The sequence below is a fragment of the Thermodesulfobacteriota bacterium genome, from assembly GCA_039028315.1.
Classification (GTDB): domain Bacteria; phylum Desulfobacterota_D; class UBA1144; order Nemesobacterales; family UBA2774; genus CR02bin9.
Window position 1 is genome coordinate 1 of the sequence record JBCCIH010000229.1, and the last position, 3,077, is coordinate 3,077.

The 3,077-nt window shown below is 41.4% G+C and carries 4 protein-coding genes; all 4 read left to right on the forward strand.

The features are described 5' to 3' along the window. Positions 1–501 (forward strand): pyridoxal-phosphate dependent enzyme (locus AAF462_11245; GenBank protein MEM7009697.1); only part of this gene is annotated, 501 nt, incomplete at its 5' end. Then, a complete protein-coding gene (locus AAF462_11250; GenBank protein MEM7009698.1) occupies positions 492–908 on the forward strand; it encodes a M67 family metallopeptidase in 417 nt (138 codons plus the stop codon). The genes AAF462_11245 and AAF462_11250, both read left to right, overlap by 10 nt. Before the next feature lie 3 nt (positions 909–911). Beyond that, entirely contained in the window at positions 912–1,733 is an 822-nt protein-coding gene (gene moeB, locus AAF462_11255; protein MEM7009699.1) for a molybdopterin-synthase adenylyltransferase MoeB, read from the forward strand. 145 nt (positions 1,734–1,878) lie between these two features. After that, a partial coding sequence (locus AAF462_11260) for an NADH-quinone oxidoreductase subunit N (GenBank protein MEM7009700.1) occupies positions 1,879–3,077 on the forward strand: 1,199 nt, incomplete at its 3' end.

Here is a 3,077-nt window from a genome sequence, read left to right on the forward strand (position 1 = left end):
AAAGAAAATCCGGATAAATATTTTATGCCCGATCAATATAACAACCCTGCAAACCCAAGGGCTCATTATGAGACAACAGCCATGGAAATCTGGGAGCAAACACAGGGCCGTGTTACGCACTTTTTAGCCGGTCTTGGTACAAGCGGGACATTTATGGGAACCAGCCGAAGACTAAAAGAGCTAAACTCTGATATTCAGACTATCTCAATTGAGCCTGCTGAGTCTCTTCATGGGCTTGAGGGAATGAAACATATGCCTAGCTCAATTGTTCCAGGTATTTATGACGATACAAAGGCAGATAAACTGGTACGGGTTACAACAGAAGATGCATATGACACAATGAAGGATCTACTTAAAAAAGAAGGCATTTTCGTCGGACACTCAGGAGGCGCTGTAGCTTATGCTGCACTTGAATGCGCAAAAAATCTTGAGGAAGGTGTTGTGGTTACAGTTTTCCCGGACGGCGGCTATAGATATTTAAGTGGAGGAATATGGTGGTAAAAGTACATAAGTCAGCTAATGAAGGAATGATAAAACATGCAGAATCAGGATTCCCGCATGAAGTATGCGGGGTTATGATCGGCACGAGCGGCGAAATTACACACTACAGAGAATGTGGAAACTTAAACACCGAAAGAGCGCACGACCGCTACGAGCTTGACCCAGTGTCTTTTAAAGAGGCCGATGAATGGGCAAGAGAAAATAATATGGAGATACTGGGAATCTATCACTCCCACCCCGATCATCCGGCTAGGGCTTCAGAGACCGACAGGCAAAGGGGTTGGCCCGATTGGATATACATTATTTATTCCATCATGGGGGGTAAATACAGCGACGCCAAAGCTTGGGTCTTAGAAGACTTTGACGGGCAATTTAGTGAGGAAGAAATACAGGTTGTGGAAGGCTGAACATTGCAATTAACCGAAGATCAAATATACCGCTATAGTAGGCACATACTTTTGCCCGAGGTTGGGGGCGAGGGTCAAAAGAAATTGCTCGAAGCAAAAGTGTTTTGCGTAGGAGTAGGAGGTCTGGGCTCGCCAATAGCTCTTTACTTGGCAGCTGCCGGAGTAGGAACTCTGGGAATTGCTGATTCAGACCAAGTAGATATATCAAACCTTCAAAGACAAGTTCTTCACTATACTGAAGACATAGGAAAACCTAAAACTCATTCAGCTCAGGAAAAATTAGAAAAGCTAAATCCGGATGTGAATATTGTTTCCTATCACAATTTAATAACCAAAGACAACATCAGAGAAATAGTAAGAAACTATGATATTGTGGTGGATGGTTCTGATAATTTTCCAACAAGATATTTGCTTAATGACGCATGCTTCTTTGAGCAAAAAACTCTGATTTCCGGCGCCATATTTCAGTTTGAGGGACAGATATCGGTATTCAAGCCACATAACGGCGGCGCTTGCTATAGATGTCTGTACCCAGAAATACCGCCCCAAGGTATGATGCCTAGCTGCCAGGAGGCCGGTATATTGGGCGCGGTAGCAGGAACAGTCGGAACCATGCAGGCAGTTGAGACTCTTAAAGAGATATTGAAAATCGGGGACTCTCTAGAGAATCGGTTATTAGTATTCAATGCTTTAAAGATGACATTTGACTCCGTAAAGGTAAATAAAGACCCTAAATGTAAGCTATGCGGTTATAAGCCGTCTATTCATGAGATAGTAGAATATCTTCAGCCAGAGTGTGATTTATCGGATCCTGTAGAGTCCTAAAATAATCAAAAATTTCTGATCCAATCAGACCGTAATTTGCTATAACTAGGGCTAACTTGACAATACCCCCTTGCTCCACCATACTAAACTACTCAAAACAGCTTTTTACACTTTAAATATTACTAATTTCGAGGAATTATATTAAATGGATTTAAGCCAAGTTTTTGAGAGCACACTTTTAATTGGTCCTGAAATCTCTCTTATTCTAGCAGGTTTAATTATCATAGTTCTGGATCCGATCTCACGGGGATCAGTCAAGAATAATCTAGTTGGAATAGCTCTTGTTGGTTTGATAGTTGGTTTTGTGCTTAATTTAGAGAGATTTGGAGCCTCCGAGACTGCCTTTTCTGGCGCTCTTTCGCTTGATCAATTCGCGGCATATTTCAATGTGATATTTTTAATCGGCGCATTTCTGGCAATTATTCTCTCAAGAGACTATCTCAAAAACGTAGGTAAATTTTCAAACGAGTTCTATGCACTGATACTCTTTTCTACCTCAGGTATGATGATATTAAGCGCTTCAAGGGAGTTTATGACATTATTTTTAGGTTTTGAAATAATGTCTATTTCTGTATATATCCTTTCTGCATTTAATAGAAAATCCATAAGATCTACAGAAGCAGGGATAAAATACCTTATCCTAGGCGGGTTCTCATCCGCCATTCTTTTATATGGAATAGCACTACTTTACGGCGCTTCAGGCTCCGTATATCTTCAAGAGATAGTTAGTAAGTTTGATCCTTCTAACCCGCTTTTCATTGCGGGAAGCGCACTTGTGCTTATTGGATTCATCTTTAAATTAGGGGCGTTTCCACTTCACCAATGGGTTCCTGATGTATATGAAGGAGCTCCAATGCCGGTCACCGCATTTATGTCAGTAGGTGTTAAGGCGGCGGCTTTTGCAATTCTTTTAAGGGTTATATTTGAAGGATTTACAGAAATTCAGCTTACAATCATGCCGGTTCTTTGGATTATAGCAGTGTTTACTATGCTGGTAGGTAACATTGCGGCGATAGCCCAAAAGAGCATAAAACGAATGCTTGCATACTCTAGTATAGCGCACGCAGGTTATGCACTGGTAGGGGTAGTGGCAGCTTATGGTGGGGATAAGTTAGCTATAAGCAGTGTTATTTATTATCTTTTTGCATACATGTTGATGAATCTTGGGGCTTTTGGCGTGTTGGCATATCTTTCAAGAGACGGCAAAGAATGTGAGACATTTGAGGATATATCAGGGCTTTGGAAAAAAAGACCCTACTTAGCCGTGGCGCTGGGAGTATTTATGTTCTCACTGGCCGGAATACCCCCGACAATAGGGTTTTTCGCTAAATACAGAATATTCTT

What these genes read in the sequence shown, in the direction of transcription:
- AAF462_11250 (MEM7009698.1), top strand. Translation starts at nt 492, where the DNA reads ATGGTGGTAAAAGTACATAAGTCAGCTAATGAAGGAATGATAAAACAT.